Source organism: Micromonospora sp. RTBAU3-60 (assembly GCF_054963695.1).
The window spans coordinates 16,979-40,552 of record NZ_JBUEGB010000027.1; the positions used below are offsets into that span (position 1 = coordinate 16,979).

The window sequence follows — 23,574 nt, forward strand, 5'->3', positions numbered from 1 at the left end:
AGCGGTGAGGAGGCCGGTGTCCCACGATGTCGTCCCTCCGATGGAGGGCACGGTGCACCCGACAGGCGACGCGGACGGCTCGGTGACCGAGCGGAGCGGCAACCCGCAGGCCCGGGTGACCGGCTCCGGCGGCGGGCCCGACGCCAGGACGGACGGCGGCGCGTCGTCCGGGGCGGTCGTGGTGCCGCTGCGGGCCGACGCCACGGGTGAGCCGTCCCCCGGCGGAGGCTTCGCCCTCTCCAACGCCCCGACCGGCCGTCGGGTGCGCGCCCGGCTGGCCCGGTTCAACGCGCCGTGGCAGACCTCGCAGGTCAGCGAGGTGCTCGAGCCGCTGATCGCCACCCACCGGGAAAACCACCCCAAGGCCGACGCCCGGCTGCTCCAGCGCGCCTTCGACACGGCCGCGCGCTGGCACTCGGGTCAGTACCGCAAGTCCGGCGACCCGTACATCACCCACCCGCTGGCGGTGGCGACCATCCTGGCCAACCTCGGGATGGACACCACCACCCTGGTGGCGGCGCTGCTGCACGACACGATCGAGGACACGGAATACACCCTCGACCAGATGCGCGCCGACTTCGGCCCCGAGGTCACCCTGCTGGTCGACGGCGTGACCAAGCTCGACAAGGTCAAGCTCGGCGACGCGGCCAAGGCGGAGACGATCCGCAAGATGGTCGTCGCCATGGCCAAGGATCCGCGGGTCCTGGTGATCAAGCTGGCCGACCGGCTGCACAACATGCGTACCCTCACCTTCCTGCCCCGGCCCAAGCAGGAGCAGAAGGCGAAGGAGACGCTGGAGATCCTGGCTCCCCTGGCGCACCGCCTCGGTATGAACACCATCAAGTGGGAGCTGGAGGACCTCGCCTTCGGCACCCTGTTCCCGAAGCGGTACGAGGAGATCAACCGCCTGATCGGGGAGCACCAGCCGCAGCGGGAGGCGCTGCTGCGCCAGGTGACCCAGAAGGTGGGCACCGACCTGAAGGCCGCCAAGATCAAGGCGGAGGTCACCGGCCGGCCGAAGCACCTCTACTCGATCTACCAGAAGATGATCGTGCGGGGTCGCGACTTCAACGACATCTACGACCTGGTCGGCGTGCGGATCCTGGTCGACACGGTGCGGGACTGCTACGCGGCGCTGGGGGTCATCCACGCCAACTGGCAGCCGGTGCCGGGCCGGTTCAAGGACTACATCGCCATGCCCAAGTTCAACATGTACCAGTCGTTGCACACGACGGTCATCGGGCCCACCGGCAAGCCGGTGGAGATGCAGATCCGCACCTACGCGATGCACCGCACCGCTGAGTTCGGCATCGCCGCGCACTGGAAGTACAAGGAGCACAAGGGCACCCAGATCGTCGGCCCGCCGGCGCACATCGACGAGATGACCTGGCTGCGCCAGCTGCTCGACTGGCAGCGGGAGGCCGCCGACCCGAGCGAGTTCCTCGACGCGCTCCGGTTCGACCTGTCCAGCCAGGAGGTGTACGTCTTCACCCCGAAGGGCGACGTCATCCCGCTGCCGACCGGGTCGACGCCGGTGGACTTCGCGTACGCGGTGCACACCGAGGTCGGGCACAAGTGCATCGGCGCCCGGGTCAACGGCAAGCTGGTGCCGCTGGAGTCGACGCTCTCCAACGGCGACGTGATCGAGATCTTCACCTCGAAGTCCGACACGGCCGGCCCGACCCAGGACTGGCTCGGCTTCGTCAAGAGCCCGCGCGCCCGCACCAAGATCCGCCAGTACTTCAACAAGGAGCGGCGCGAGGAGGCGATCGAGGCCGGCAAGGACGCCATCGTCAAGGCGATGCGGAAGCAGGGCATGCCGTTGCAGCGGATGCTCACCTCCGACAACCTGATGGCGATCGCCCGGGACCTGCACCTCGCCGACGTCGCCTCGCTCTACGCCGCGGTCGGCGACAGCCAGGTCTCCGCCCAGTCGGTGGTGCAGAAGCTGATGGCCACGTACGGCGGCGAGGAGGGCGCGGCCGAGGACATCGCCGAGACCGCCGTGGCGACCCGGCCGCCGCGCAGCCGGTCCAGCAGCCACGACCCCGGCGTGGTGGTCCGCGGGGTCAGCGACGTTTGGATCAAGCTGGCCCGCTGCTGCACGCCGGTGCCGCCGGACGCCGTGTTCGGCTTCGTCACCCGCTCCGGCGGGGTGAGCGTGCACCGCGACGACTGCGCCAACGCCGAGGACCTCAAGGCGCAGAGCGAGCGGGTGGTCGAGGTGAACTGGAAGCTCACCTCCGCCTCGACGTTCCTGGTCGCCATCCAGGTGGAGGCGCTGGACCGGCACAAGCTGCTGGCCGACGTCACCCGGGTGCTCTCCGACGAGCGGGTCAACATCCTCTCTGCCACCGTCACCACCACCCGGGACCGGGTGGCGGTGAGCCGGTTCAGCTTCGAGATGGCCGACCCGAAGCACCTGGGGCACCTGCTGGCCGCGGTCCGCAAGGTCGACGGCGTCTTCGACGCGTACCGGGTCACCTCCGGGGCCTGACGCGCCGACAAGCGCCCGGGGCGCGCCGACAAGGGCCTGACGCACCGACAAGGGCCCGAGGGCAGCGACAACGGCCTGAGGCGCCGACAAGCGCCCGAGGCGCCGACAAAACGAAACGCCCGCCGGCGGTCAGCCGGCGGGCGTTTTCGTGCGTCGTACGGCGTCAGCCGCCCTGGATGTCGCTCATCGTCAGCTTTTTGATGACGATCTCCTTCTTCGGGTGACCGCCACCGGCCTGCTGGGCGAAGGCGCCGTCGTCACCGGCCGTCGCGACCTGCTTCACCACGTCCATGCCGCCGGTGATCGTGCCCAGCACGGTGTAGTTCGGGTCGAGCTGGGAGTCGCCGTAGACGATGAAGAACTGGCTGCCGGTGCTGCCCGGCTGGCCGGAGTTGGCCATCGCGATGACGCCCTCCGGGTACGGCGGCCGCTTGTCGGTGGGCAGGTTCTCCTCGGCCAGGTTGTAGCTCGGGCCGCCGGTGCCGTCGGTCTCGCGCCAGCCGTTGCCGGTCGCGCTCGGGTCGCCGCACTGGAGCACCTGGATGCCCTGGGTCACCAGCCGGTGGCACTTGGTGTTGTCGAAGAAGCCCTTGCTGGCCAGGTGGGTGAAGCTGCCGGCGGTGCAGGGCACCTTGCTCCGGTCGATCTTCGCGGTGATCGCGCCCAGGTTGGTGTCGATCGTCATGGTCTGGGTGCCCTTGTTGTCCTGCTGGACCGAGGGCAGCCCGACGTCCTTGATCTGCTTGGTGCGCCCCTCCTTGGGCACCTCCGTGTAGGCGCACTGGGCGTAGCCCTCGGCCGTGCCGGCCGCGTTCTGCTTCTTGTCGTCGCCGCCGAGCGAGGTGGCCAGCCAGACGGTGCCGGCGACCACGAGCACCAGCACGGCCGCGGCGCCGACGATGGCCTGCGTCTGCCGGCGCTTGCGGGCCTTGGTGGCGCGTTCGGCCATCTCCCGCTCGAGTCGGGCCCGCGCCGCCGCGCGCTGCCGCTCTCTCGTGGACGTCACGGTCACTCCTTCGGTGCTCTTGATGCGGCGCTGCCGCTGCTGCTCGGGTGGTGCGCCGGGTCAGCCGGCGCTGGGGCTGGTCGCCGGTGCGCCGGTCGCGGCCGGCGCGGCGTTCGGCTCGCCGACGGTGAGGCTCTGGATGACCACGTCCGTCTGCGGCTTGACCTTGGCCCCGCTCCCATTGTCCACGGTCGGCAGGGCAGCGATCTTCTCCACCACGTCGAGGCCGCCGGTGACCTTGCCGATGACCGGGTAGGCCGGCTTCGCCGGGTTGAAGTCCTTGAAGAAGATCAGGAACTGGCTGCCGTTGGCGCCCGGCGGGTTGGCGATCATGGCGACCGTGCCCTTCGGGTACGCCGGAGGCTCGTTCGGGGCCGGCGAGGCGGACGGGCTCGGCTCCGGGGCGGCCGGGACGTTCTCGTCGTAGAACGAGTACGTCGGGCCACCGAGGCCGGTGCCGCTCGGGTCGCCGCAGTGCAGCGCGCCCTCGGCGGTGATCTCGTGGCACTTGGTGTTGTCGTAGAACGACTTGCCCGCCAGGAAGGAGATGCTCGCCGCCGCACACGGCGCCGAGGTCAGGTCGAGCTCCGCGGTGATCGGGGCGCCCTGGTTGGTGGTGACCGTCATGGCCCGGGTGCCCGAGGTCGGCAGCCCGGTGGTGGTCGGCGTGCCGACGTCCTTGAGGTTGGTGTTGGCGGCGGCGTCCTGCGGGGTCCAGACGCAGACGTCCTCGGCGGCCTTCTGCTCCGGCTTCGAGTCGAACGCGCCGAGCGCCCAGGCCGAACCGACCACGATCAGTGCGAGCACCACCGCGGTGCCGATTCCGGCCTGGATCTGCCGGCGGCGCTTCGCGGCGGCGGCCCGCCGGGCCATCTGCCGGTCGAGCTTGGCCCGCGCCAGTTTGCGCTGCCGGTCCCTGCTGGAAGCCACCCGTGCTCCCCTTCCTCTACCCTGGTCCTCGCCGACGGGTCGTCGTCCGCCCGACCGGCGGGAGGTGCGCCACGCCACACGCCCGCCAGAGTGTACGGGTACCGGCTGGGAAAGTGGTGTACGAGGTCGGACCGCGGTCGATCGGACGTTGTCGCTGTGCCCGGCGGGGTCGGTGGGACGAGTGGGTCGACGGAACCCGCTAGGCGGGGCGACTAGGCTGCTGAACGGGGACGACGACTCGAACGGAAGGGGAGCGGACGTGCTCGTGGCCGGCTTTCCCGCGGACGCCTTCGGCACCAACTGCTATGTGGTGGCGACCGCGCCGGGGGAGCAGTGCGTGGTGGTCGACCCCGGCATCGGGGTGCTCGACCGGCTCGACGCCGTGCTCGCCGAGCACCGCCTGCACCCGGCCGCCGTGCTGCTCACCCACGGCCACCTCGACCACACCTTCTCCGTGGCGCCGGTCTGCGGCGCGCGGGGCATCACCGCGTACGTCCACCCGGACGACCGGGAGCTGCTCGCCGACCCGGCCAAGGCGCTCTCCATGGACCTCACCCAGCTCTTCGGCGGTCGGCTGCCGTACACCGAGCCGGACGACGTGGCCGAGCTGACCGACGGCGCCACTCTCAGCCTCGCCGGCCTGGAGATCACCGTCGACCACGCGCCCGGCCATACCGGCGGGTCGGTGCTGTTCCGGATGCCCGGCGCCGGCTCGCGCTGGGAGGCCGACCAGATCTGCCTCTCCGGTGACGTGCTCTTCGCCGGCTCGATCGGCCGCACCGACCTGCCGGGCGGCAGCATGCCCCGCATGCTGGCCAGCCTCCGGGAGAAGGTCCTCCCGCTGGCCGACGACACCGTCGTGCTGCCCGGCCACGGCCCCGCGACCACCATCGGCCGCGAGCGCGCGACCAACCCGTACCTCATCGAGGTGGCGGGGATCGGCGACGCGCGCCCGGCCGCGCCCACCCGCGGCCTCTGACGCCGCGACCACGACCTGTCCGCGCGGTCCGCGCGGCGCCCAAGGAGTACGCCATGAGCAAGCCCACGCCCATCTCCGGCTTCCCGGAGTGGACGCCCGCCCAGCGGATGATCGAGCAGTTCGTCCTGGACCGGATCCGGGCCACCTTCGAGCTGTACGGATTCGCCTCGCTGGAGACCCGCTCGGTCGAGCCGCTGGACCAGCTGCTGCGCAAGGGGGAGACCTCCAAGGAGGTCTACGTGCTGCGCCGGCTCCAGGCCGACCCGGAGTCGGCCACCGGGGACGACGCCCTCGGCCTGCACTTCGACCTGACCGTGCCGTTCGCCCGCTACGTGCTGGAGAACGCCGGCAAGCTGCAGTTCCCGTTCCGCCGCTACCAGATCCAGAAGGTGTGGCGGGGTGAGCGCCCGCAGGAGGGGCGCTACCGCGAGTTCCTGCAGGCCGACATCGACATCGTCGACCGGGACACCCTGCCGGCCCACTACGAGGCCGAGATGCCCCTGGTGATCGGTGACGCGCTGCGCTCGCTGCCGATCCCGCCGGTGCGCATCCAGGTCAACAACCGCAAGATCTGCGAGGGCTTCTACCGGGGCATCGGGCTGACCGACCCGGAGGCGGCGCTGCGCGCCGTCGACAAGCTCGACAAGATCGGCCCGACCCGGGTGGCCGAGCTGCTGGCGGAGACCGCCGGGGCGAGCGAGGCCCAGGCCAAGGCAGTCCTGGCGCTGGCCGAGATCTCCGCGCCGGACGCCTCCTTCGCCGACGCGGTCCGTGCGCTCGGGGTGAGCGACCCGCTGCTCGACGAGGGCATCGCGGAGCTGGTCGCCGTGGTGGAGACCGCGGCCGCGCACTCGCCCGGCCTCTGCGTCGCCGACCTGCGCATCGCCCGCGGCCTGGACTACTACACCGGCACGGTCTACGAGACGCAGATGATCGGCTACGAGCGGTTCGGCTCGGTCTGCTCCGGCGGCCGGTACGACAACCTGGCCAGCTCGGGCAACGTCCGGTTCCCCGGGGTGGGCATCTCGATCGGGGTGACCCGTCTGCTCGGCCTGCTGTTCGGCGCCGAGGCGCTGTCGGTCTCCCGCAGCGTGCCGACCTGCGTCCTGGTCGCGGTCACCACCGAGGACGAGCGGCCGGCGAGCAACCGGGTCGCCGAGGCGCTGCGCTCCCGGGGCATCCCGACCGAGGTGTCGCCCAGCGCCGCCAAGTTCGGCAAGCAGATCCGGTACGCCGAGCGGCGGGGTATCCCGTACGTCTGGTTCCCGGGGGCCGAGGGCGATCAGGTGAAGGACATCCGCTCGGGCGAGCAGGTGGCCGCGGCGGCGGGCGAGTGGACCCCGCCCCGGGCGGACCTGAAGCCGCTGGTGGGACCCTCGACTGGCGCGTGAGAAAGATTCGACCTACGGTGGCGTAAGTTACGCCACCGTAGGGAGAACCCTGTGACCGTGCTCAGCCAGACCGCCCTGCTCCACGAACTCGAACCCGTCGTCGAGAAGAACCTCGATCGGCACCTGGCGCTGGCGAAGGAGTGGTTCCCGCACGAGTACGTGCCGTGGAGCGAGGGGCGTACCTTCGACGGCCCGCTCGGTGGGGAACCGTGGGCGGAGGCGGACTCGAAGCTGCCCGAGGTGGCCCGCACCGCGCTGATCGTCAACCTGCTCACCGAGGACAACCTGCCCTCGTACCACCACGAGATCGCCAGCCTCTTCGGCCGGGACGGCGCGTGGGGCACCTGGGTGCACCGGTGGACCGCGGAGGAGGGGCGGCACGGCACCGCCATCCGCGACTACCTGACGGTGACCCGGGCGGTGGACCCGGTGGCCCTGGAGCGGGCCCGGATGGTGCACATGTCGGCGGGTTACCGCAACACCCACGACGACGAGGTGCTGCACTCGCTGGCGTACGTCTCGTTCCAGGAACTGGCCACCCGGATCTCGCACCGCAACACCGGCCGGGCCGCCGCCGACCCGATCTGCGAGGCGCTGCTGGCCCGGGTGGCGGCCGACGAGAACCTGCACATGGTCTTCTATCGCAACCTGCTCGGCGCGGCCTTCGAGCTGGCGCCGAGCCAGGCCATGCGCGCGGTCGCCGACGTGCTGGCTGACTTCCAGATGCCGGGCGTCGGCATCGAGGGTTTCGCCCGCAAGTCGGTGGCCATCGCCCTGGCCGGCATCTACGACCTGCGCCAGCACCGGGACGAGGTGGTCGTCCCGGTGTTGCGGCAGTGGAACCTCTTCGAGGCGACCGGGCTGGACGCGGACGGCGAGGCCGCCCGCGACCAGATCGCCGCCCACCTGGACACCCTGGAGGCCCAGGCGGCCCGCTTCGAGGAGAAGCGGGCTGCCCGCGCTGCCCGCCTCGTTGCCGCCAGCTGACCCCTTTCCCCGTTCGCCGCGCCCTCGTCGCCTCGACGAGGGCGCGGTGCTCATCCCGCGCGCCATGGCCACACTCTCCCTGGAAAGAGCGGCCATGGTGGGGCTGGCGAAGCGCGGTCAGGCCGGGGCGTCGAGGGGGAAGAGCAGGCAGGACGACGTGGCGTGGGCGATGAGGCGGTCCCTCGTGTCGGTCAGGCGCGCCTCGGCCAGGGCGGTCCGCCGGCCGCGCTGGAGCACGGTGCCCGCGCAGCGCAGCCGGCCGCTGTCGACCGTGACCGGCCGGAGGAACTTCACGTTCAGGTCGAGCGAGGTGTAACCGACGCCGGCCGGCAGGGTGCTGTGGACGGCGCACCCGGCGGCGGTGTCGAGCAGCGTGGAGATGACCCCGCCGTGCACCGTGCCGAGCGGGTTGTAGTGGAACTCCTGCGGCACCAGCTCGACCGCGACGCGGCCCTCGTCCGCCTCCATCCGGGCCATGTCGATCAGGTGCATGATCGGCGGAGCGGCCAACTCCCCGGCGATCATCGCGCGCAGCAGCTCCAGGCCGCTGCGCCGGCCGACGTGCGCGGCCCCGGCCAGCGGGTCGGACCAGGAGAAGGTGCGGCTGCGGTCCTGCGTCTGTGTCATGGACTCAGCCTCGCAGCGCGTTGCTGAGTCTGTCAATCAGACCTAGCCTGGTCGGCATGAGACCCGCGGCACTGGACTGGTCGGTGGAGAACTGCACCATCGCCCGCGCGATGGCCATCCTCGGCGAGCGGTGGACCCTGGTGGTGCTCCGCGAGGTCTTCAACGGCGTACGCCGCTTCGACGACATGCGGGTCCGCACCGGCATCCCCCGGCAGGTGCTCACCAACCGGCTCGCCATGCTGGTCGAGCAGGGCGTGCTGCGCCGGGTGCCGTACCGGGAACCGGGCAGCCGGATGCGGCACGAGTACCGGCTCACCGACAAGGGGCTCGACCTGTGGCCGGTGCTGGTGGCGGTGCTCGGCTGGGGCGACCGCTACCTGGCCGACCCGGACGGTTCGCCGCTGGCGGTCGCCCACCGGGACTGCGGGGCCGAGGTCCGGGTCGCGCTGCGCTGCGCCGAGGGGCACGAGGTGACCGAACCGCGCGACGTGCTGCCCCGCCCCGGGCCGGGGGCGCGCCGCCGGACCTGAGGCGCGATCCGGCGCGCGGACCACCGGGAGGGGCCGCGCGCCGGGCGGGGGAGGGACTACCAGCCGAAGCCGTTGGCGTACGAGACGCTGGCGAGCACCGCCTGCCCGCTGGTGTTCGGGTGGAAGTAGTCCCAGGTGGAGACCTGGCTCAGCGCGAACGGGTAGTTGAACACCGCGTTGTCGTCGAAGTCGCAGTTGGCCCCGTACGCGGCACAGGCCTGGGCGAGCTGGGTGTTGTAGTCGATCACGCGCTGCCGGACCCGGGCCCGCCGGTCCACGTCGCCCTGGCTGGTGGAGGTCGGGTTGGCCAGCATGGACTGGCAGATGCCGAAGGCCGACCAGGCGGAGCGGGCGCTGCCGCTGTCCTTGCCCACGTACCAGAGGCGGTAGATGTCCGGGATGCTGATCACGGCGACCCGGGCGTTCGGCAGGCCGGCCTTGATCCGGTTCAGCGCGCTGTCGATGTTGGCCCGGTAGGTGGCCACCGGGGTCATGGTGGACTCCGAGCTGGTGCAGGCGTCGTTGGCGCCGATGAGCAGGGTGACGTACTCGACGCCCTGGCTGACGGCCGTGCCCGCCTGGCCGTACATGTCGGCGGACTTGGCGCCGCTGCGCGCGTCGTTGTAGTTGCGGCCCTGGATGTTCGGGTTGACCGCGCGGATCCGCAGGTAGTGGCTGTTGACGCTGGAGTAGTCGCCGGTGCTGAACGACCGCGACGTGCAGTCGACGTACCAGCCGCAGGCGTTGAAGCCGCGGGTGATCGAGTCGCCCAGGCTGGCCATCGAGTTGGGTGGCGGGCCGGCGGCGACGGCGGGGGTGGCGGCGAACAGGACGAGGGCGGTGGCGCTGGCGAGGGTAGCCAGCGCGCGTCGGACGAGGGTCATGGTGGCCTCCGGATCACGGGTGCCGGCGTGCTGCGGTGGCCAGATGGTATAGACGATGCTCTGTGTCCACAATGTTGCGTACTGGTTGCTTTTCGGGCCGGGCCAATTCGGGCAAAGTGATGTCTTGCGCAGGATCTTAAATATGTGAATACTTTGCTCACTCGGCCGGTTCCCCCAGGTCGGCCGAGTTGTCCCCGGGCGCGTCCGCATGACGGCGCCCGTCACCCCCTCCTTGGAGGTTGTTACATGCGACCCACGAGGTCCTCGCTCCGTCGCGCCGCTGCCATCGCCGTGGCCGGCACCCTGGTCACCGGCTCGCTCCTCGGCGCACCCGCCCAGGCGGCCCCCGCCTCGCCCGCGTCCCCCGACGCCGCCGCCGCGCTCGTCGCCAAGCTCGGCGACCGCGCTGCCGGCACGTACGCCGACGCCAGCGGCAAGATGGTCGTCGCGGTGACCGACGCTGCGGCCGCCCGCCAGGTCCGCGCCGCCGGCGCCACCGCGAAGCTCGTCACCCGCGGGGCGAACACGCTCAAGGCGGCCACCGACGAGCTGGAGCGCTCCGCCAAGATCCCGGGCACCGCCTGGTGGGTCGACGCGGCCACCAACCAGGTCGTGGTCTCCGTCGACAGCACCGTCACCGGCGCCAAGCTGGAGCGGGTCAAGGCGGCCGCCGCGCGCACCGGCGGCACGGTGCGGGTCGAGGCCGAGCCCGGCGTGCTGAGCACCCGGATCTCCGGCGGCAACGCCATCTACGCCGGTGGCGGCGGGCGCTGCTCGCTCGGCTTCAACGTGCGCAGCAGCTCCGGCGTGAAGTACTTCCTCACCGCCGGGCACTGCACCAACATCTCGTCGAGCTGGTACAGCAACTCGTCGCAGACCGCGTACCTCGGCGCCCGCGCCGGCACCAGCTTCCCGGGCAACGACTACGGCATCGTGCGGTACAGCGACCAGACCACCACCCAGCCGGGCAACGTCTACCTGTACAACGGCACCTACCGGGACATCACCGGCGCCGGCAACGCGTACGTCGGCCAGAGCGTGTCCCGCTCCGGCAGCACCACCGGTGTGCACGGCGGGTCGGTGACCGCCACCAACGCCACGGTGAACTACGCCGAGGGCAGCGTGTACGGCCTGATCCGCACCACCGTCTGCGCCGAGCCCGGCGACAGCGGCGGCTCGCTCTTCGCCGGCAACACCGCGCTGGGCATGACCTCGGGCGGCAGCGGCAACTGCTCCTCCGGTGGCACCACCTACTTCCAGCCGGTCACCGAGGCGCTGAGCGTCTACGGCGTCAGCGTCTACTGATCGATCCCGCGAGCGGGCCGCCGGGCGACCGGCGGCCCGCTCCACGTTTCCACGCCCGGTGACAGCCCACGCCGAGGGGTGCTGACAGAATGCGGGGAGCAGACGTGTACCGCAGATGAGGAGACGCAAGCCGTGATCCGTACCCACAACGCCGGAAGCCTGCGCGCCGCGGACGCCGGCTCGACGGTGACGCTCGCCGGGTGGGTGGCCCGCCGGCGCGACCACGGCGGTGTCATCTTCGTCGACCTGCGCGACGGCTCCGGCGTGGTCCAGGTGGTCTTCCGGGAGGAGGACGCGCACGCGCTGCGCAACGAGTTCTGCGTGAAGGTCACCGGCGAGGTGACCCGCCGCCCCGCGGGCAACGAGAACCCGGACCTGCCCACCGGCGAGGTCGAGGTGACCGCGAGCGCGCTGGAGGTGCTCTCCGAGGCCGCGCCGCTGCCGCTGCCGGTGGACGACCAGATCGAGGCCGGCGACGACATCCGGCTCAAGTACCGCTACCTGGACCTGCGCCGCAGCGGCCCGGCGAAGGCGATGCGGCTGCGCTCGCGGGCCAACCAGCTGGCCCGCACGGTGCTGCACGAGCGGGACTTCCTGGAGATCGAGACGCCGACCCTGACCCGCTCCACCCCCGAGGGTGCCCGCGACTTCCTGGTCCCCGTCCGCCTCCAGCCCGGCAGCTGGTACGCGCTGCCGCAGTCGCCGCAGCTGTTCAAGCAGCTGCTCATGGTCGGCGGCATGGAGCGGTACTACCAGATCGCCCGCTGCTACCGGGACGAGGACTTCCGCGCCGACCGGCAGCCGGAGTTCACCCAGCTCGACATCGAGATGTCCTTCGTCACCGAGGACGACGTGATCGAGCTCGGCGAGGCGATCGTCTCGGCGCTCTGGTCGGACCTGGCCGGCTACCAGATCCCCCGGCCCATCCCCCGGATCACCTGGCACGACGCCATGTCCCGCTACGGCTCCGACAAGCCGGACCTGCGCTACGGCGTCGAGCTGACCGAGCTGACCGACTACCTGCGCGGCACCGAGTTCCGGGTGTTCGCCGGCGCGATCGACGCGGGCGGCTACGTCGGCGCGGTGGTCATGCCGGGCGGCGCGGCGCAGAGCCGCAAGGAGCTGGACGGCTGGCAGGACTGGGCCAAGGCGCGCGGCGCCCGGGGCCTGGCGTACGTGGTGCTCGACGCGGAGACCGGCGAGGCGCGCGGCCCGGTGGCCAAGAACCTCTCCGAGGCGCATCTGGCCGGGCTGGCCGACGCGGTCGGCGCCAAGCCGGGCGACGCCATCTTCTTCGCCGCCAGCACCAACACGCGCGAGGCGCAGGAGCTGCTCGGCGCCGCCCGGATCGAGATCGCCAAGCGGGCCAACCTGATCGACGAGACCGCCTGGGCGTTCTGCTGGGTGGTCGACGCGCCGATGTTCGAGCGCACCGACGAGGGCGGCTGGACGGCCGTGCACCACCCGTTCACCTCGCCGAACGCCGACTGGGTGGACCGGTTCGAGGAGGCGCCCGACCGGGCCCTGGCCTACGCGTACGACATCGTCTGCAACGGCAACGAGATCGGCGGCGGCTCGGTCCGTATCCACCGGGGCGACGTGCAGCAGCGGGTCTTCGACCTGCTCGGCATCACCCCCGAGGAGGCGCAGGACAAGTTCGGCTTCCTGCTGGAGGCGTTCAAGTACGGCCCGCCGCCGCACGGCGGCATCGCCTTCGGCTGGGACCGGATCTGCATGCTGCTGGCTGGGGCGGACTCGATCCGCGAGGTCATCGCGTTCCCGAAGACCCGGGGCGGCTTCGACCCGCTGACCGGTGCGCCCACGCCGATCACCGCGCAGCAGCGCGCCGAGGCGGGCGTTGACGCCAAGCCGAAGGCGCCGACCGGGGTGCATGCCGGCACCGCCGGCCCGGTGGCCCCGGTCGCCGACCCGACCTGATCGGCTGCTTCTCGACGTCGATCATGAGGTTGGCGGGCACCGCTCCGGCGGGTCGCCCCGCTAACCTCATGATCGACGAGGCGGAGAGGTGGGCGGCGTGACGTTGCTCGTGGTGGGGGCCAGCGGCTTCCTCGGCGCCGAGGTGTGCCGGCAGGCGGTGGCGGCGGGACAGCGGGTGGTCGGCACCTACCACTCGGCCGCCGTCGGAGTCGCCGGCGTCGAGCCGCGCCGGCTCGACGTCACCGACCGGTCCGCCGTCCGCGCGCTGCTGACCGAGGTACGCCCCGACGCCGTCGTCGCCACCCCCTACCGGTACGACGACTGGACGGTCACCGCCGACGGGGCGGCGCACATCGCGTACGCCGCCGCCGAGGTGGGGGCCCGGCTGGTGCACCTGTCCAGCGACGCGCTGCACGGCGGGCGCCCGACGCCGTACCTCGACGACGACGTGCCCACCCCGATTCACGCGTACGGGGCGGCGAAGGCGGCGGCGGAGACCGCGGTGCGGGCGATCGACCCGGGCGCGGCGCTGGTGCGTACCTCGCTGATCGTGGGGGAGGGGAGCAAGCAGATCCAGCTGTGCCGCGACGCGCTCGCCGGCCGGGCGACCCTCTTCACCGACGAGCTCCGCTGCCCGATCGACGTGGTGGACCTCGCCTCCGCCGTGCTGGAGCTGGTGCCCTCCGGGTACGCCGGCCTGCTCAACGTGGCCGGGCCGGATCCGGTGAGCCGCGCCGAGTTGGGCCTCCTGGTCGCCCGGCAGTCCGGGCTCGACCCGGCCGGCCTGAAGACCACGACCGCCGTCGCCGCCGGCGTGCAGCGCCCCACCGAGGTACGCCTCGACTCCTCTCGTGCCGCCGGCCTGCTGCGTACCCGGCTGCGCGGCGTCACCGAACTCCTCGCTTCCTGAGCGTCACCGCGCCGCTGTCGGATCATGCACACTTTCTATGCACAACTCTTGTGCATAGAAAGTGTGCACAGATATTGTGCAAGGCATGGAGAACGAAGGGGCGCGTCCCGCGCCACGGGCCGTCCGGCTGGATCACCGGCAGGTGCGGGTGCTGGCTCACCCGCTGCGGATGCGCCTGCTCGGCGCGCTGCGGGTCAAGGGGCCGTCGACCGCCACCCGCCTCGCCGACCTGCTCGGCACCAACACCGGGGCGACCAGTTACCACCTGCGCCAGCTCGCCGAGGTCGGCCTCGTCGCCGAGGACCCGGACCGGGGCACCGGCCGGCAGCGGTTCTGGCGATCCGCGCACGACGTCACCAGCTGGGAGGCCACCGACTTCGACGACGACCCGGATGCTCGTGCCGCCATCGAGTGGATCCAGAGCGACCAGGTGCGCCATCTGGCCGAACACGCCGAGCAGTGGTTCGCGGTCCAGCACGAGTGGTCGCCGGCCTGGCGGGACGCCTTCGGCATGGGCGACGTCTTCATGACCGTCCCGCCCGCCCGACTGGAAGCGCTCAAGGCCGAGCTGTGGCAGGTGCTTGAGCGCTACCGCAACGAGGCCGATCCGGCCGAGCCTGGTGCCGAGCAGGTGCAGCTCTGGCTCGCCGCCTACCCGCTGCTGAAGGAGTTCCGGTGAGCACCCTGTCCGTACGCCAGGTCCGGTTCCGCTACCTCACCCTCTACGGGCTGCGCTGGCTGCCCAGCGGCCTGCTGATCCCCGTGATGATCCTGCTGATGCAGGAGCGGGGCCTGTCGCTGTCCCAGATCGGTCTGGTCGCCACCGCCCAGGGCCTCGTCGTCCTCGCGCTGGAGCTGCCCACCGGCGGGTTCGCCGACGCGCTGGGCCGCAAGCCGGTGCTCGTCACCGCCTGGGTGATCTGCCTGATCTCGCTGACCATCTTGGCGGTGGCCGACTCGTTCTGGCTGTTCTTCCTGGTCTGGGCGTTGCAGGGCGTCTACCGGGCGCTGGACAGCGGCCCCCTCGAGTCCTGGTACGTCGATGCCACCCTCGCGGCCGACCCGAAGGCCGAGTACGAGCGCGGCCTCGGCTACGCCGGCACCGTCATCGGCCTCGCCATCGGCGCCGGCGCGCTGCTGGCCGGCGGCCTGGTCGCGCTCGGTCCGGTCGGGCCGGTCAGCGCGCTGGCCCTGCCCGTGCTGGTGGCCATCGTGCTGCAGGCCGTCTCGCTGGTCGCCCTGCTGATGCTGATGACGGAGAACCGGCCGGCCCGGGGCACCGCCGCGCTGCGCGCCTCGGTGGTCGAGGCGCCCCGGATGGTCGGGCAGGCGATCGGCCTGCTGCGCCGCTCCCGGGTGCTGCTCGCCCTGGTCGCCGTCGAGCTGTTCTGGGGCTTCGGCATGGTCACCTTCGAGTCGTTGCTGCCAGTCCGCCTCGCCGAGGTGGTCGGCAACGCCGACCGCGCGGCCGCCCTGCTCGGTCCGGCCAGCTCGGCGGCCTGGCTGGCCAACGCGGCCGGCGCCGCGCTCACCCCGTTCCTCCTGCGCCGGCTGGGCGCGGCGCCCGCCGCCGCGCTGATGCGGGTGCTCCAGGGCGTCACCGTGGTCGGGATGGGCCTGCTCGCCGGCCCGGTCGGGGTGCTGGTCGCCTACCTGGCCTGCTACACCGTGCACGGGGCGTCCAACCCGCTGCACATGGGGCTGCTGCACCGGCAGGTCGACGGACCGTACCGGACCAGCGTCATCTCGCTGAACTCGATGATGGGCCAGCCGGCGGGCGCGCTCGGCGCGGTGGTCCTGACCGCGCTGGCCGACCGCACCAGCGTCAGCCTCGCCATGCTGGTCGGCGCGGTGGTGCTCGCCCTGGCCGCCCCGCTCTACCTCCCGGCCTGGCGCGCCGGCCGGACCGCCCCGACGATGGCGGGGTCGGCATCCGACCCGGACGTGTCCACCACCGCCCCGGGCGGCTCCAGCGCTGGGCCGGACGATCCGGCCACGGTGCCGGTCCCCGCGGCGCAGGTGGCCGACGGTCCGGTCGCCCCGGCGGCCGGCGCGGTCCGGGCGGGCTGACCGTGCCCGGCGCCGCCCGGCCGGCCAGCGCCAGGTCGTTGATCCGCCGGACACCGCCAGGTCGGCGATATGGGCGGCGCCTGGCGAGCCACGTCGGCGAGGCGGCGGCGCCGGGCGGGTCGGGACGCCAGATCGGCGAAGTGGTGGTGTCGGGGCGGGCGCGATGGCGCTGGTTCGGCGAGGTGGTGGTGTCGGGCCGGCCGGGACGCCAGATCGGCGAGGTGGCGGGGTCGGGCCGACCGGGCCGGCACCAGGTCGGCGAGGTGGCGGGGTCGGGCGGGCCGGGGGAGGGGGTCTCAGCCGAGGTGGACGGAGCTGCGCGGCTCGGTGCCGGTGTAGCCGAGCCGGCGGTAGAGCCGGATCGCCCCGAGGTTGTCGGTGAAGACGCCGAGCGCCACGTGGTCGTACCGGGCGAAGAGGGCGCGGGTCATCCCGGCGGTGAGCGCCGCGCCGAGGCCGCCGCCCCGGCGGTCGGGCGCCACGGTCAGCCCGGCCAGGAAGCCGATGTCCCCCCGGCTGCGGTCGGCGCCGCAGGCCACCAGGCGGTCACCGTCGCGGATGCCGTACCAGTCGACGACCCGAGGGTCACCGGGACGGGACGTGGTGGCGGGGAAGGACTCCTCGATCAGCGCGGCCAGGGCCGGGTGGTCGGCCTCGGTGAGGCGGACCACCCGCTCCTCCTCCGGCTGGCGGGGCGGCGGGTTGGTGGTCCAGAGGAAGTCCCACTCGTCGAGGCGGGCCACGGTCAGCCGGCCGGTCAGCTCCTCCGGCGCCGTGCGGGGCAGGTGCAGCCACTGCCCGGCCCCAAGCGTCCCGTCCGCCACCAGGTCGGCGCACGCGTCCAGCGCTGCACCCGCCGCCCCGAGCGCCCCGGCGGCCGGGCCCTGGTCCGGCGGCAGCAACCAGCCCACCGCACCGTCCCGCCGCCAGCCGCGCGCCTCGTGACCCCGCCAGAGGGCGTGCCGGGCGTACGGATGGTGGCCAGCGGCGGCGAGCAGCGCGTCCCGACCCACCAGGACCTGGTCGGTAGTGATCATGCGGCCAGCCTACGAGAGGAGACCCCGTGACCAGCATCGACTCCCTGCACCCGGTGCGCCTGCCCGGTCACCGCTGCCTGCTGCGCGAGTGGGACGACGCCGACCTGGTCGCCCTGCACCCGCTGATCAGCGACCCCCGGGTGGTCGAGCGGGTGCTGGACGAGGCGCCGCCGTCGTTGGCGGAGATCCGGGCGGCCCTGCCGGCGTGGCGCCGGGCGGCGCAGGAGGCGCCCCGCCTGTCGTACCGGCTGGTCGCGGTGTCGGCCGACCGGCTGGTCGGTCTGGGCACCCTCACCGTGACCAGCCTTGAGCACCGTCGCGGGGAGATCGGGTACGTGATCCACCCGGACCACTGGGGGCGGGGCCTCGGCACGGAGATCGCCGGCCTGCTGCTGCGCCTCGCGTTCGCGCAGGTGGGCCTGCACCGGGTCGAGGCCACCACCCGCCCCGACCACGTCGCCTCGTGGCGGGTGCTGGAGAAGGTCGGCATGCGGCGGGAGGGGATCAGCCGCGACCACCTCTTCGTCCGAGGCGCCTGGTGGGACTCCGTGCGCTACGGCGTCCTCGCCACCGACCGGTGGTCGGCCGGCTGAGCGGGGCCCGTCCAGGGTGGAGATTGACGAAGAGTCCGATCGGGTACATCCGTCGCCGACCTACTGGGATCCCCCACCGGAGGAACGACCATGCTCGCCATTCTCGCGGCCGTCGTGTTCGGCTTCGCGCTGCTGCTCGATTTCCTGAACACCAACCTCGGCGCCCCCGACCTGTTCAACGGGCAGACCCTCAGCCTGATCGGTTTCCTGCTGCTCTCCCTCTACCTGGCCGGAGTCGGCCGCGGCACCGGCGGCGGCCGCTGGTACCGCGGTCGGCGTCCGGGTCGCGGCTGACCGGAACCGATCACCCCGGGCCGGGCCAGCGGCGCGATTCCAGCGTCGTCGGGCCGGCCCGGTACTGTTCTCGTGATGGAGTCCGACGCCCTTTTCACCCTCGGCGAACCCGCCGGAGCGCCCAGCGCCCCCGCGGGGTCCGGCGGCGTCGACGGGTTCACCGCCGCACGCGCGGATTCCCCGCTGCCGGTCCGGATGCGGCCGGCCGGCATCGACGAGCTCGTCGGGCAGGACCACCTGCTCGCCCCCGGTGCGCCGCTGCGCCAGCTGGTCGAGGGCGCGGCGCCGATGTCGGTGATCCTCTGGGGGCCGCCCGGCAGCGGCAAGACCACGATCGCCCACCTGGTCGCCCGGGCCACCGACCGGCGCTTCGTCGCCATGTCCGCGCTGACCGCCGGCGTGAAGGACGTCCGTGCGGTGATCGACACCGCCCGCCGGCAGCGGCGCGCCGGTGGCCCGCAGACCGTGCTCTTCATCGACGAGGTGCACCGGTTCAGCAAGACCCAGCAGGACTCGCTGCTCGCCGCCGTGGAGGACCGGACGGTCACCCTGCTCGCGGCGACCACGGAGAATCCGTATTTCTCGGTCATCTCACCGCTGCTGTCCCGCTGCGTACTGCTGACCCTCCAGCCGTTGGACGACGACGCCGTGCGTGGCCTGCTGCGCCGTGCGGTCGCCGACGAACGTGGCCTGGCCGGCGCGCTCACCCTGGAGACCGAGGCCGAGGACCATCTCGTCCGCCTCGCCGGCGGCGACGTACGTAAGGCGCTCACCGCGCTGGAGGCGGCGGCCGCCACCGCGGCCGCGCTCGGCACCGGGGGGATCGACCTGGCCACCGCCGAGCAAGCGGTCGACGTGGCCGCCGTCCGCTACGACCGCGACGGCGACGCGCACTACGACGTGACGAGCGCGTTCATCAAGAGCATGCGCGGCTCGGACGTGGACGCGGCGCTGCACTGGCTGGCCCGGATGCTGGTGGCCGGCGAGGACGCCCGGTTCATCGCCCGGCGTCTGGTCATCTTCGCCAGCGAGGACGTCGGCATGGCCGACCCGACGGCGCTGACCGTGGCCACCGCCGCCGCGCACGCCGTCGAGTACGTCGGGCTGCCCGAGGCCCAGCTCAACCTGGCCCAGGCGGTGATCCACCTGGCCACCGCACCGAAGTCCAACTCGGCCACCACGGCGATCGGCGCGGCCATCGCCGACGTACGCGCCGGCCGGGGCGGGCCGGTGCCCCGCGGGCTGCGCGACGCCCACTACGCCGGTGCCCGGGGGCTCGGGCACGGCACCGGTTACCGCTATCCGCACGACGACCACCGTGGGGTGGTCACCCAGCAGTACGCTCCGGACGATCTCGTCGGGACCGACTACTACCGGCCCACCGGGCACGGCGCGGAGCGGGCGGTGGCCGGCCGGCTGCCGCTGTTGCGCCGGATCGTCCGCGGGCTGCCGGCACCGGCGGCGCGAGTGGAGGCCGCCGTCAACGGTGGCCGCCCGGCGGGAGCGGAGCAGGTCGACGGGGCGAATGAGGGCGGCGACGCCGTCGGAGAGGGTCAGTAGTGATGGCGCGTGGTCCGGAGCGGCCGGAGGACGGCCCCGACGAGCGGCGCGACCCTCGTGCCAAGGGCCGTCGGTGGGGGCGCGGCAAGGCCGACGCCGAGCCGGACGAGGCGACCGTCGGCGAGGAGTTCGGCTGGATCGACGACCTGCGTACGGCGAAGCAGCAGCGGGCCGACCTCGGCCCGGACGGGGATGATGCCGGCCCGGTGCCGCCGCCGCGCGGCGGAATGCCGCCGGCGGCCCCCGCGGCCCGACCCGGCGGCCCCTCGCCCGAGCCGCCGCACGGTCCCCGGCCCGGTGCGGTGCCGCCGCCCGGCGCCGGCCGATCCGGGCCCGACGGTCCGCCCGTCCGGCGTGGCCCGGCCGACGCCGGACCCGCCACGCCCCCGGTACGACCCGGCGGCCCCGGCCCCGGCCCCGCCGCGGCTCGGCGCGGTCCCGTCGACGGCCCGTGGCCCGGCGCGCCCGAGCCCATCCGGCACCCCGCCGAGCCGTCCCGGCCGCCGCGCCGGGGCGGGGACGAGCCGACCGGCCAGCAGGGGCCGGTTACGCCGGCGCCCGGCCGGATGAGTGGCCCCCCGGGCCAGCGCATGGCCGGCCCCGGCCCGGACCCCGCCGGGCGTGCACCCGGCCCGGAGCGGGCCCCCGCCGCCCCGGCTCCCGGGTGGCAGCCCCCGGGCCATGAGGGGCCGCGCGCCGCGGCTCCCCCGACTCCGCGCGGTCGGCACGGGTCCGACGGTCCCGGCGGACCGAGCGGCGCCCCGTCCCCCGGCGGGCCGCGGGCGGCCGGCGTCGACCCGGCGGTCCAGCCCGTGTCGGGCGGGGGGCGTCGCGTCCTGCCGGACGGCGCCGATCCCGACGCCGGGCGGCCCGGCGGAGCCACGGCCCGCGCCACGGCCGCCACCTCCGGTGTCGGCCGCCCCGCCGCCGATCCAACCGGCGCCGCGCCTCCGGGCGCCCCCGAGCCCCGTCGGCGCCGGGGCCCGGCAGAACCCGATGCCACCGCCGGCATGTCGCGGCTGGACGCCCCCACCGCACCGGGCGGCGGGCGCGGCGGCCGCCGCCACGCCGAACCGGACCAGCCCGCCGTGGTGCCGCGCAGCGGGAACGCCCCGCCGGTGCCGGGCGTCCCGTCCGAGGTTCCTCCCCCTGGCCGCCAGGCGGGCGGCCCGGGTGCCCCGGCCGCCCGTCGCGCCGCGCCGGACAGCGCCGTCACGTCGACCGGTCGTCGGGCCGCACCCGACGAGGGAGTGAAGCCGGCCGGACGGAGCGCCGCTCCCGGCAACCCCGTCACGTCGACGGGTCGTCGCGCCGCGCCGGATGACGCCGTCACGTCAACGGGTCGTCGGGCCGCGCCGGATGACGCCGTCACGTCGACGGGTCGTCGGGCCGCGCTGGATGATGCCGTCACGTCGGCCGGTCGCCGGGCCGCGCCGGACGATGCCGTGACCTCGACCGGTCGTCGCGCGGCCGACCCGTCGACGCCGGCCCCGCGCCGCGGTGCTCCCGGGGCCGGGGGACCGGCCGCCGGTCGGCGGGCGGCTCCGGACGACGCGCCGGCCGGAAATCGCGCCGCGCCGGACGACGGATCCGGCGCGACCGGTCGCCGGGCCGCCCCGGAGGCGCCGGCCGGACGCCGGTCCACCGCCGACGGACCGCGGACGGGTCCGCGCCGCGCGGCCCCGGAGAGCACCGACGAACCGCCGGCGCAGCGCCCCGATCGACCCGCCGACTGGGTCCGGCAGGCGGGCCGCGTCCAGCGCACCGACCCGGCCATGCCGGTGGTGGGCCGCCCCGCCGCTCCGGTGGACGAGCCGACGGCGGGGCAGGGTCCCGCCGCCGGACCTGACCGCACCGCGACCGGGCGGGCCGGCGCCACTGCCGTGCCCCCGGTCAAGCCGGACCGGTCCGGGCCCGTCCGGGGGGCCGCACGTCCGGCCGGCCGATCCACCGACGCCGGCCAGACTCCGGGCCGACACACCGGCACCGGCCCCGACCACACCGGCGGCCTGCCGACCGGCGGCGACCCGGGTCGAACCGGCGGTTTCCCCGTCTCCGGTGATCCGGCGCGGACCGGTGGCAGTCCCGCCGGCGGCGATCCGGAGCGGCGGCCCGGGCGGCACCCGTCCACTGGCGACCCTGGCCGGACGGGTGGCCTGCCGGTCGGTGGCGACGCCGGCCGCGGCGCCCCGGGTCCGGCCGCGCCCCCTGGACCGGCTCCGGCTCACGGCGGACGACCCGGACCGGCTTCCGCTCAGGCGGGCGGCCCGGGTTACCCGGGGGCGACCCGGAACGACGGTACGGATGGCCGGCGCGGACCGGCTCCCGCCCAGGCCGAGCGGCCCGGACCGGGGCCGGCGGCCGGTGACCCGCGGACCGCCGGCCCGGCCCGGGGCGCGGCCCGACCGGGGCCGGACGGTCCCGTCCCGCCGCGTACGCCGGGGGACGACAGGCGCGCGCCGCAGCCGGGCGGAGCGGCCGGCGGTGCGGCGGTGGCCCGGGCAGCCGCGTCCGTGACCCGGCCCGCCGACCCCGACGAGCGATCGGCCGGCCGGGCACACCCGCCCGCGCCCGAGCCGATCCGGCCTGCCCCGACCGGGGCCGTGCCGGCGCCGGGGCGGGCCGGCGAGCCGGCGGTGGCCCGGGCGGCTGCGGTCGTACCGCCTCAAGAGCCGGCCGGACCGCGACCGGGGCCGGCCGACGGGGCTGGCGCACTGCGGCGGGCCGAGGCGGAGCCGGCTGCGGCGCCCACCGCCGGCCTGCGTGGTGCCCGCTCCGAGCTACGCCGCCAGATGCGCGAGCGGCGACGCCTGCGGATGGGCATCCTCGCGCTGGTCAGCCTGGTGCTGCTCGGTGCGGTCCCGCTCTACTTCGGGGTGCGCACGCTCAGCCGTGACCCGGTCTTCGACAGCCTCGACGCGCTGGACGTGCCCTCCTGGGCGGCGGTGAAGACCGTCGACAACGTCAGCGGCAGCCGCTGGTGCCTGCAGGACTGCCGGCTGCGGGAACGGACCATCGAGTCGCAGAAGGCGCCGAAGGAGACCGCCCAGGCGTACGAGCAGGCGCTGGCCAAGGACGGCTGGCGGCGCTGGAAGGTGGACCGCTGCCCGGAGCAGCTCCCGGGGCAGCCGGCCAAGGGCAACTACACCTGCTGGCGGCGGGACGAGCTCACCCTCGACCTCTGGGTACGCGAACCGACCTGTGTGCCGCCGCCGGTGGACGGGGCGCCCGCGCCGTCTCCCGCGCCCACGCCCGCAGCGGAGACGTGCACCGGGTCGTTGGTGTCGGTGAAGGTCCGCAACGCGATCGACGACGAACGGACCGGGCCGCAGCCGAGCACCGATCCGTCACTCACCGGTGAGGATCCCTTCCCGACGCTCACCGACGATCCACTCGGCGAGTTGACACCCTCACCGTCGTGAGCAGCTCTCCATCACGGACGGTAGGGTCTGGGGCTGGCGGGCCCGGCGATGCGGTCGGTCGCGGGGTCGGGCCGAGGCGGATTGCGTGGGACGGTGGGGCGTCTCGGGGCGTCAGGCCCCGGGACTCTGGTCGAGGAGGACAGGCGTGAGTTTTATGGAGGTCGCGGCGCTGATCGCGGCGATCGCTTTCGCGATGCTCGTGTTGATCCTGACGCTGCCCATCCTGCGGCTGCGGCACACCGTGGACGCCGCCACCCGGATGATCAACGACCTCAACGACCGCACCGCGCCGCTGCTCGGTGACGTCAACAGCACGGTGAAGAACGTGAACACCGCCCTCGAGCAGGTGCAGACCTCCCTCGACGGGGTCAACATCCAGCTCGCCAAGGTGGACACCATGACCACCCACGCGCAGAACGTCACCGCCAACGTGGCCAACCTCGCCGCCGTGGTCTCCGCCGCCGCCGCGAACCCGCTGGTCAAGGTGGCCGCCTTCGGTTACGGCGTGCGCCGGGCCGCGGCCGCCCGCCGGCACGCGGAGCACGAGCGGGAGGCCCGCGACATCATCAAGCAGCGGCGCCGCGCCGAGAAGCGCGCCAACCGGTGACCCGGCC

At 73.9% G+C, this 23,574-nt stretch carries 20 protein-coding genes; 15 read left to right on the forward strand and 5 right to left on the reverse strand.

All coding sequences use genetic code 11. From position 1 onward, the window contains the following. The first annotated feature begins 16 nt into the window (after positions 1-16). Complete coding sequence (locus ACY34I_RS24020; protein ID WP_462757306.1) at positions 17-2,497, forward strand: RelA/SpoT family protein; 2,481 nt, start codon at positions 17-19, stop codon at positions 2,495-2,497. A gap of 163 nt (positions 2,498-2,660) precedes the next feature. Here the strand turns inward: ACY34I_RS24020 and ACY34I_RS24025 are convergent, their stop codons facing one another. Continuing rightward, positions 2,661-3,503: a peptidylprolyl isomerase gene (locus ACY34I_RS24025; protein WP_462757307.1), complete on the reverse strand. Its 843-nt coding sequence runs from the start codon at positions 3,501-3,503 to the stop codon at positions 2,661-2,663. Positions 3,504-3,563: 60 nt separating this feature from the next. Beyond that, positions 3,564-4,433, reverse strand: coding sequence for a peptidylprolyl isomerase (locus ACY34I_RS24030; protein WP_462757308.1), 870 nt, complete (start codon positions 4,431-4,433; stop codon positions 3,564-3,566). A gap of 259 nt (positions 4,434-4,692) precedes the next feature. Between ACY34I_RS24030 and ACY34I_RS24035 the strand changes: the two genes are divergently transcribed. Genes ACY34I_RS24035 through ACY34I_RS24045 form a run of 3 tightly spaced genes read left to right on the forward strand, consistent with a single transcriptional unit; the run spans position 4,693 to position 7,790 of the window. After that, entirely contained in the window at positions 4,693-5,412 is a 720-nt protein-coding gene (locus ACY34I_RS24035; RefSeq protein WP_462757309.1) for an MBL fold metallo-hydrolase, read from the forward strand. A gap of 53 nt (positions 5,413-5,465) precedes the next feature. Further along, positions 5,466-6,803: a histidine--tRNA ligase gene (gene hisS / locus ACY34I_RS24040; protein ID WP_462757310.1), complete on the forward strand. Its 1,338-nt coding sequence runs from the start codon at positions 5,466-5,468 to the stop codon at positions 6,801-6,803. 51 nt (positions 6,804-6,854) lie between these two features. After that, positions 6,855-7,790, forward strand: coding sequence for an acyl-ACP desaturase (locus ACY34I_RS24045; RefSeq protein WP_462757311.1), 936 nt, complete (start codon positions 6,855-6,857; stop codon positions 7,788-7,790). A gap of 117 nt (positions 7,791-7,907) precedes the next feature. Here ACY34I_RS24045 and ACY34I_RS24050 read toward each other — a convergent pair whose 3' ends face one another. Then, positions 7,908-8,417 carry a PaaI family thioesterase gene (locus ACY34I_RS24050; protein ID WP_462757312.1) on the reverse strand — a complete coding sequence of 170 codons (510 nt, stop codon included), beginning with the start codon at positions 8,415-8,417 and terminating at the stop codon, positions 7,908-7,910. 56 nt (positions 8,418-8,473) lie between these two features. Here ACY34I_RS24050 and ACY34I_RS24055 point away from each other — a divergent pair, with 56 nt between their 5' ends. Next, positions 8,474-8,947 carry a winged helix-turn-helix transcriptional regulator gene (locus tag ACY34I_RS24055; RefSeq protein WP_148800190.1) on the forward strand — a complete coding sequence of 158 codons (474 nt, stop codon included), beginning with the start codon at positions 8,474-8,476 and terminating at the stop codon, positions 8,945-8,947. Between the two features lie 56 nt (positions 8,948-9,003). Here the strand turns inward: ACY34I_RS24055 and ACY34I_RS24060 are convergent, their stop codons facing one another. Next, positions 9,004-9,831, reverse strand: coding sequence for an SGNH/GDSL hydrolase family protein (locus tag ACY34I_RS24060; protein ID WP_462757313.1), 828 nt, complete (start codon positions 9,829-9,831; stop codon positions 9,004-9,006). A 246-nt stretch (positions 9,832-10,077) separates the two neighbouring features. Between ACY34I_RS24060 and ACY34I_RS24065 the strand changes: the two genes are divergently transcribed. The 5 genes from ACY34I_RS24065 (at position 10,078) to ACY34I_RS24085 (ending at position 16,054) form a co-directional block, all read left to right on the forward strand. Next, positions 10,078-11,136 (forward strand): S1 family peptidase, encoded by a 1,059-nt coding sequence (locus ACY34I_RS24065; RefSeq protein ID WP_462757314.1) that lies wholly within the window; start codon positions 10,078-10,080, stop codon positions 11,134-11,136. 132 nt (positions 11,137-11,268) lie between these two features. Further along, on the forward strand, positions 11,269-13,074 hold the full coding sequence (gene aspS / locus ACY34I_RS24070) for an aspartate--tRNA ligase (RefSeq protein WP_148800198.1): 1,806 nt from the start codon (positions 11,269-11,271) through the stop codon (positions 13,072-13,074). 97 nt (positions 13,075-13,171) lie between these two features. Further along, positions 13,172-13,984 carry an SDR family oxidoreductase gene (locus tag ACY34I_RS24075; RefSeq protein WP_462757315.1) on the forward strand — a complete coding sequence of 271 codons (813 nt, stop codon included), beginning with the start codon at positions 13,172-13,174 and terminating at the stop codon, positions 13,982-13,984. 85 nt (positions 13,985-14,069) lie between these two features. Then, positions 14,070-14,663 carry a helix-turn-helix domain-containing protein gene (locus tag ACY34I_RS24080; protein ID WP_462757316.1) on the forward strand — a complete coding sequence of 198 codons (594 nt, stop codon included), beginning with the start codon at positions 14,070-14,072 and terminating at the stop codon, positions 14,661-14,663. Beyond that, positions 14,660-16,054 (forward strand): MFS transporter, encoded by a 1,395-nt coding sequence (locus ACY34I_RS24085; protein WP_462757317.1) that lies wholly within the window; start codon positions 14,660-14,662, stop codon positions 16,052-16,054. Before ACY34I_RS24080 ends, ACY34I_RS24085 begins: the two co-directional genes overlap by 4 nt. Before the next feature lie 296 nt (positions 16,055-16,350). On the opposite strand, the gene ACY34I_RS24090 is transcribed toward ACY34I_RS24085, so the two are convergent. Next, entirely contained in the window at positions 16,351-17,091 is a 741-nt protein-coding gene (locus ACY34I_RS24090; RefSeq protein WP_462757318.1) for a GNAT family N-acetyltransferase, read from the reverse strand. 26 nt (positions 17,092-17,117) lie between these two features. On the opposite strand from ACY34I_RS24090, the gene ACY34I_RS24095 reads away from it, so the two are divergent. The 5 genes from ACY34I_RS24095 (at position 17,118) to ACY34I_RS24115 (ending at position 23,567) form a co-directional block, all read left to right on the forward strand. Continuing rightward, positions 17,118-17,684 (forward strand): GNAT family N-acetyltransferase, encoded by a 567-nt coding sequence (locus ACY34I_RS24095; protein WP_462757319.1) that lies wholly within the window; start codon positions 17,118-17,120, stop codon positions 17,682-17,684. Positions 17,685-17,774: 90 nt separating this feature from the next. Then, positions 17,775-17,978: a hypothetical protein gene (locus ACY34I_RS24100; RefSeq protein ID WP_462757320.1), complete on the forward strand. Its 204-nt coding sequence runs from the start codon at positions 17,775-17,777 to the stop codon at positions 17,976-17,978. A 75-nt stretch (positions 17,979-18,053) separates the two neighbouring features. Further along, the gene (locus ACY34I_RS24105) at positions 18,054-19,538 is read left to right on the forward strand and encodes a replication-associated recombination protein A (RefSeq protein ID WP_462757321.1); all 1,485 of its coding nucleotides are present in this window, start codon (positions 18,054-18,056) and stop codon (positions 19,536-19,538) included. 2,792 nt (positions 19,539-22,330) lie between these two features. Continuing rightward, complete coding sequence (locus ACY34I_RS24110) at positions 22,331-22,960, forward strand: hypothetical protein (protein ID WP_462757355.1); 630 nt, start codon at positions 22,331-22,333, stop codon at positions 22,958-22,960. 145 nt (positions 22,961-23,105) lie between these two features. Further along, complete coding sequence (locus ACY34I_RS24115; RefSeq protein ID WP_148800221.1) at positions 23,106-23,567, forward strand: DUF948 domain-containing protein; 462 nt, start codon at positions 23,106-23,108, stop codon at positions 23,565-23,567. The last annotated feature ends 7 nt before the right edge of the window (positions 23,568-23,574 follow it).